Here is a 6,799-nt window from a genome sequence, read left to right as displayed (position 1 = left end):
AGGTGACGATGCGGACCCGCTTGTACGGGGCGACGCGTTCGGCGACGTACATCATGACCTCGTTCGCGGAGAGGTCGGCGGCCGAGGGCTGGCGCACCACGAAGGCGTGCGGGACCTCGTTGTTGTCCTCGTTGTAGGACCCGATGACGGCGGCGTCGGCGATGCCGGGATGGGTGAGCAGCAGCGCCTCCAGTTCGGCGGGGGCGACCTGGAAGCCCTTGTACTTGATGAGTTCCTTGACGCGGTCCACGACGAACAGCCAGCCGTCGTCGTCCACGTGGCCGACGTCCCCGGTGTGCAGCCAGCCGTCCGCGTCGATCATCGCGGCGGTCGCGTCGGGCCGGCCCAGGTAGCCCTTCATGACCTGGGGCCCGCGGACGACGATCTCGCCGCGCTCCCCGACGGCGACGTCCTTGTCCGGGTCGTCGAGGGAGACGATGCGCATCTCGGTGCCAGCGACGAGCTTGCCGACCGTGCCCGGCGGCGGGTTCTCGGCGTCCAGCGGGACGACGTGCGTGCCGGGCGACAGTTCCGTCATGCCGTAGGCCTGGCCCACCGGCGGCAGCCCCAGCCGGGCCGAGCAGGCGGCGGCGAGGGCGGCGTCCAGCGGGGCCGCGGCGGAGACGATGTACTTCAGGGACGACAGGTCGTACTCCGCGACGGCCGGGTGCTTGGCGAGCGCCAGGACGATCGGCGGTGCCACGTACAGGCCGGTGATGCGGTGCTCCTGGATGGCGCCGAGGAAGGTGTCGAGGTCGAAGCGGGGCAGCACGACCACGGTGGCGCCCTGCCGCAGCGGCGCGTTCATCAGGGCGGTGAGCCCGTAGATGTGGAAGAACGGCAGGACGGCGAGGATGCGGTCGTCCGGGCCCATCGGCATGGCGGGCTCGAGCTGCGCGAGGTTGGTGGCTATGGAGCGGTGGGTGAGCATCACGCCCTTGGGGACGCCCGTGGTGCCCGAGGAGTACGGGAGCGCCGCCACGTCCTCCACCGGGTCGATGGCGACCTCCGGTTCGGGCGCGGTGCCGCCGAGCAGGTCGATCAGGGAGCGGTGGCCCTCCGCCTGGTCGCAGACGAGGATCTCCCGTATCCCGCCCGCGAGTCCGGCGGCCTGCCGGGCCGTCTCCAGCAGTGGCGAGACCGTCACGATCCAGCGCGCCGAGGAGTCCCGCAGCTGCTTGGCGAACTCCTCGGCGGTGGCGAGCGGGTGCACGGTCGTGACCGACGCGCCCGCCCGGGTGGCCCCGTAGAACACGACCGGGAACGCGATGGTGTTGGGGCTGTGCAGGGCGAGCACGTCGCCCTTGCGCAGTCCCGCCTCGGCGAGCGCGGCGGCCACCCTGCGGTGGAACTGGTCCACCTGCGCGTAGGTGAGCGTGGTGCCGTCGACGCCGTCGACGAGCGCGGGGGCCTCGCCCCGCTCTGCGGCGTGACCGAGGACGGCGTCGTGGATGGGCTCCTCGACGGCCGGGACATCTGCGTACTCGCTGCGGAACACGGTTCCTCCTAGAGCGCTCAGTACGACTTGGGCAGACCCAGGGTCTGGTGGGAGACGTAGTTGAGAATCATCTCCCGGCTGACCGGCGCGATACGAGACACGCGGGCCGCCGTGATCAGGGAGGCGAGGCCGAACTCCCGGGTGAGGCCGTTGCCCCCGAGGGTGTGCACCGCTTGGTCGACGGCCCGTACGCAGGCCTCTCCGGCCGCGTACTTGGCCATGTTGGCGGCCTCCCCCGCTCCGATGTCGTCCCCCTCGTCGTAGAGGTACGCGGCCTTCTGCATCATCAGCCGGGCCAGTTCGAGCTCGATGTGGGCCTGTGCGAGCGGGTGGGCGATCGCCTGGTGGGCGCCGATCGGCGCCTTCCAGACGGTCCGCTCGCGGGCGTACTCGACGGCCCGGGAGAGCGCGTAGCGGCCCATGCCGATCGCGAACGCGGCCGTCATCACCCGCTCCGGGTTGAGCCCGGCGAAGAGCTGGAGCAGACCCGCGTCCTCGTCGCCCACGAGCGCGTCGGCCGGCAGCCGCACCTCGTCCAGGGTGAGCTCGAACTGCTTCTCGGCGCTGGACAGTTCCATGTCGATCTGGCGCCGTCCGAAGCCCTCGGCGTCGCGCGGGACGATGAACAGGCAGGGCTTGAGGCTGCCGGTGCGGGCGTCCTCGGTGCGGCCCACGATGAGCGTCGCGTCGGCGATGTCGACGCCGGAGATGAAGACCTTGCGGCCGTTCAGGACCCAGTCGGTGCCGTCGCGGCGGGCCGTGGTGGTGATGCGGTGCGAGTTGGAGCCGGCGTCGGGCTCGGTGATGCCGAAGGCCATGGTGCGGGTGCCGTCCGACAGACCCGGCAGCCACGCCCGCTTCTGCTCCTCGGTGCCGAAGCGGGCGATGACCGTGCCGCAGATGGCGGGCGAGACGACGAGCATCAGCAGCGGACAGCCCGCCGCGCCCAGCTCCTCGAGGACGATGGACAGTTCGGCGATGCCACCGCCCCCGCCGCCGTACTCCTCGGGGAGGTTCACGCCGAGATAGCCGAGCTTGCCCGCCTCGGCCCACAGCTCGTCGGGGTGACCGCCCTCGGCGACGGCCTTGGTGAGGTACGCGCGGCCGTAGCGCTTGCCGAGAGCGGCGACCGCGGAACGGAGCGCCTTGTGTTCGTCGGTCTCTGTGACAGGGCTCATGAGGGCTCCTCGGTGAGAAGAGTACGGAAAATGCGGCCTGTGCATAGCTGTCGGGCCCGCGCGGCGCGGTCCCCGCGCGGTGGTGCGGCCCGGCGCCCCGCAGGGGGGCGCCCGCTCACCCGGCGCCGTCCGCCGGTGCCTCGCCGGGCGCCGTCTCCTCCCGCACGACGGCCAGCAGGGCGCCCACCTCCACCTGCTGTCCGACGACGGCGTGCAGGGCGGTGAGCGTCCCCGCGGCGGGCGCGGAGATCTTGTGCTCCATCTTCATCGCCTCCAGCCACAGCAGCGGGTCCCCGGCCCGCACGGCGGCGCCCTCGGCCAGCCCCTCGGCCACCCGGACCACGGTGCCGGGCATCGGCGCGAGCAGCGAGCCGGGAGCCCGGTCCGCGGCCGGGTCGGGGAAGCGGGGGAGTTCGGTCAGCGCGGTCGCGTTCACGAAGACCCGGCCGCCGTCGTACCGCGTGACGTCGAACGTCCGCCGCACGCCGGCCACTTCGAGGACGACCCGGCCCGCGTCGGCGTGCACCACGCGCACCCCGTCGGCCGCGAGTCCCTCGCGCGTGTGCCGGTAGGCCGCCTCGTGCTCGGTGCCGTGCATGCGGTAGCGCTTGGTCTGCGGCGCCGACGCCAGGTTGCGCCAGCCGCCGAACCGGGACCGCCCGTGCGCGTCGGCCAGGGCGGCGGCCAGCGGGGCGTACGGGTCGGGGGCGGGCTCGGTCAGGGCGGCCAGGTGCCGGTCGTAGAACCCGGTGTCCATGCGGGCCCCGGCGAACTCCTCGTGCCGCAGCGACCGTACGAGCAGGTCGCGGTTGGTGACCGGGCCGTGGACGGTGGCCCGTTCCAGGGCTCCGGCCAGTTTCCGCACGGCCTCCGCCCGGGTGGCGCCGTGCGCGACGACCTTCGCGAGCATCGGGTCGTAGTGGATGCCGATCGGGTCGCCGTCGGCGAACCCGGTGTCCAGCCGGACGCCGTCGGGGACGGCGATCCGGTGCAGGGTGCCGGTCTGCGGCGCCCAGCCGCCCGCCGGGTCCTCCGCGTACAGCCGGGCCTCCACCGCGTGGCCGCGGGCGGACGGGGGTTCGCCCTCCAGCCGCTCGCCCTCGGCGACCCGCAGTTGCAGGGCCACCAGGTCGATCCCGAACACCGCCTCGGTGACGGGGTGTTCGACCTGGAGCCGGGTGTTCATCTCCAGGAAGTGCGGGGTCCCGTCGGCGACCAGGAACTCGACCGTGCCGGCGCCGACGTAGTCCACGGCGCGGGCGGCCCGTACCGACAACTCGTACAACGTGTGCGTGAGTTCGCCCCCGAGGCCGGGGGCGGGCGCCTCCTCGATCACCTTCTGGTGGCGCCGCTGGAGGGAGCAGTCACGGGTGCCGAGCGGCCAGACCGTGCCGTGCGCGTCGGCGAGGATCTGCACCTCGACGTGCCGACCGCCCTCCACGTACGGCTCGACGAACACCTCCCCGTCGCCGAAGGCGCTCAGCGCCTCCGCCCGGGCCGCCTCCAACGCGGCTTCCAGGTCGGCGAGTTCGCGCACGATCCGCATCCCGCGCCCGCCGCCGCCCGCGGCGGCCTTGACCAGCACCGGCAGGTCCTCGGCGGTGACGTGCTCCAGCGGTTCGAGCCCCATCAGCTTCTTGGCCCGGGTCTTGGACGCCATCGCCTCGATCGCCTCGGGCGACGGCCCGACCCACACGAGCCCGGCGTCGGTCACGGCCCGCGCGAAGTCCGCGTTCTCCGACAGGAATCCGTACCCCGGGTGCACGGCGTCCGCGCCCGCCTCCAGCGCGGCCCGCACGACGAGATCGGCGCGCAGGTACGTCTCGGCGGGCGTCGCACCCGGCAGCCGCACCGCGGCGTCCGCCTCCCGCGTGTGCAGGGCGTTCTCGTCGGCGTCCGAGTACACCGCGACGGTGCGCACCCCGGCCTCGCGGCAGGTGCGGAAGACCCGGCAGGCGATCTCGCCCCGGTTGGCGACCAGCAGACTCGCAATCACGTGATCCCTCACATCCGGAAGACGCCGAAGCCACCGCGCGCGCCCTCGAAGGACGCCGTGTGGATCGCGGACAGGCACAGGCCGAGGACGGTGCGGGTGTCGCGCGGGTCGATGACCCCGTCGTCGTACAGCCGCCCGGACAGGAACATCGGCAGCGACTCGGACTCGATCTGCTGCTCCACCATGGCGCGCAGCGCCGCGTCCGCCTCGTCGTCGTAGGGGTGGCCCTTCGCGGCCGCCGACTGCCGGGCGACGATCGACAGGACGCCCGCGAGCTGCTGCGGTCCCATCACGGCCGACTTGGCGCTGGGCCAGGCGAACAGGAACCGCGGGTCGTAGGCCCGGCCGCACATCCCGTAGTGGCCGGCTCCGTAGGAGGCGCCCATGAGCACCGACAGGTGCGGGACCCGCGAGTTGCTCACCGCGTTGATCATCATCGCGCCGTGCTTGATGATGCCGCCCTGCTCGTACTCCTTGCCGACCATGTAGCCGGTGGTGTTGTGCAGGAAGAGCAGCGGGATGTCGCGCTGGTTGGCGAGCTGGATGAACTGGGCGGCCTTCTGCGACTCGGCGCTGAACAGCACGCCCTGGGCGTTGGCGAGGACGCCGACCGGGTAGCCGTGCAGGCTCGCCCAGCCGGTGGTCAGGCTCGTCCCGTAGAGCGGCTTGAACTCGTCGAAGTCCGAGCCGTCGACGATCCGGGCGATGACCTCGCGCGGGTCGAAGGGCTGCTTGAGGTCGCCGGGGACGATCCCCAGCAGTTCGTCCTCGTCGTACTTGGGGGGCTCGGCCGGGGCCGGATCGGCGTACGCCTTGCGGTGGTTGAGCCGGGCGACGACCCGGCGGGCCTGGCGCAGCGCGTCCCGCTCGTCGACGGCGAAGTGGTCCGCGAGGCCCGACACGCGGGCGTGCATCTCCGCGCCGCCCAGCGACTCGTCGTCGCTCTCCTCACCCGTGGCCATCTTCACCAGCGGCGGTCCGCCGAGGAAGACCTTCGCCTTCTCCTTGACCATGATCACGTGGTCGGACATGCCGGGGACGTACGCGCCTCCGGCCGTCGAGTTGCCGAAGACCACGGCCACCGTGGGGATCCCGGCCGCCGACAGCCGCGTGAGGTCGCGGAAGATCGCGCCCCCGGGGATGAAGATCTCCTTCTGGGAGGGCAGGTCGGCGCCGCCCGACTCGACCAGGCTGATGCAGGGCAGCCGGTTGGCGAGCGCGATGTCGTTGGCCCGCAGCGCCTTCTTCAGGCTCCAGGGGTTGCTGGCGCCGCCGCGCACGGTCGGGTCGTTCGCGGTGATCAGGCACTCGACGCCCTCGACCACCCCGATGCCGGTGACCAGGGAGGCGCCGACCGTGTAGTCGCTGCCCCAGGCGGCCAGCGGGGACAGCTCCAGGAACGGGGTGTCCGGGTCGAGGAGCAGCTCGATGCGCTCGCGGGCGAGCAGCTTGCCGCGCTTCCGGTGCCGCTCGACGTACTTCTCGCCGCCGCCCGCGAGGGCCTTGGCGTGCTCGGTGTCCAGGTCGGCGAGCTTCGCGAGCATGGCCTCGCGGTTCGCCCGGTAGTCCTGGCCGCCCACGTCCAGGGCGGACGAAAGGACCGTCATAGCAGGGCCTCCGGAATATCCAGGTGACGGGAGCGGAGCCATTCGCCTAGGGCCTTGGCCTGCGGGTCGAAGCGGGCCTGGGAGGCCACGCCCTCGCCGAGGATCCCCTCGACCACGAAGTTCAGGGCGCGCAGGCGGGGCAGGAGGTGCCGGACCACGGTCAGGCCCCCGCTCTCCGGGAGCAGTTCCCGGAAGCGGTCGGCCGTCAGCTCGTGGGCGAGCCAGCGCCAGGCCTCGTCGGTGCGGGCCCAGACGCCGACGTTGGCGTTGCCGCCCTTGTCGCCGCTGCGGGCCCCGGCGACCAGGCCGAGGGGGGCACGGCGGGTGGGACCCGCGGGCAACGGCTCGGGCAGGTCCGGTTCTTCGGCCGCTTCCAGTACGAGCGTGTCCTGGGCCGGGATCACCGACAGGCGGGTCCCGTCGGGGAGGACGGCCGTGTGGCCGACGGCGTCCTGGGGGACGTGCACGTCCTCGAAGACCCCGTACGGCGCGCCCTTCCCCGGTGGCGCCACCACGTGGA

General features: G+C 72.8%; 5 protein-coding genes. All 5 read right to left on the bottom strand.

Going from position 1 to position 6,799, the window contains the following annotated elements; translation table 11 throughout:
* Positions 1 to 1,498, bottom strand: a 1,498-nt coding sequence (locus CW362_RS42100) for an AMP-binding protein (RefSeq protein ID WP_103554862.1), incomplete at its 3' end; no start/stop codon positions are given.
* A gap of 17 nt (positions 1,499 to 1,515) precedes the next feature.
* On the bottom strand, positions 1,516 to 2,676 hold the full coding sequence (locus CW362_RS42095) for an acyl-CoA dehydrogenase family protein (protein WP_103554861.1): 1,161 nt from the start codon (positions 2,674 to 2,676) through the stop codon (positions 1,516 to 1,518).
* A 115-nt stretch (positions 2,677 to 2,791) separates the two neighbouring features.
* The gene (locus CW362_RS42090) at positions 2,792 to 4,672 is read right to left on the bottom strand and encodes an acetyl/propionyl/methylcrotonyl-CoA carboxylase subunit alpha (RefSeq protein ID WP_103554860.1); all 1,881 of its coding nucleotides are present in this window, start codon (positions 4,670 to 4,672) and stop codon (positions 2,792 to 2,794) included.
* Between the two features lie 8 nt (positions 4,673 to 4,680).
* Positions 4,681 to 6,279 (bottom strand): acyl-CoA carboxylase subunit beta, encoded by a 1,599-nt coding sequence (locus tag CW362_RS42085; RefSeq protein ID WP_103554859.1) that lies wholly within the window; start codon positions 6,277 to 6,279, stop codon positions 4,681 to 4,683.
* On the bottom strand, positions 6,276 to 6,799 hold a 524-nt coding region (locus CW362_RS42080; protein WP_420856903.1), incomplete at its 5' end, for an AtuA-related protein. The genes CW362_RS42085 and CW362_RS42080, both read right to left, overlap by 4 nt.

Source organism: Streptomyces populi, assembly GCF_002911015.1.
Classification (GTDB): Bacteria; Actinomycetota; Actinomycetes; order Streptomycetales; family Streptomycetaceae; genus Streptomyces; species Streptomyces populi.
Note: the sequence above shows the minus strand (reverse complement) of the source record. Positions and strands in the feature narration are given on the sequence as shown.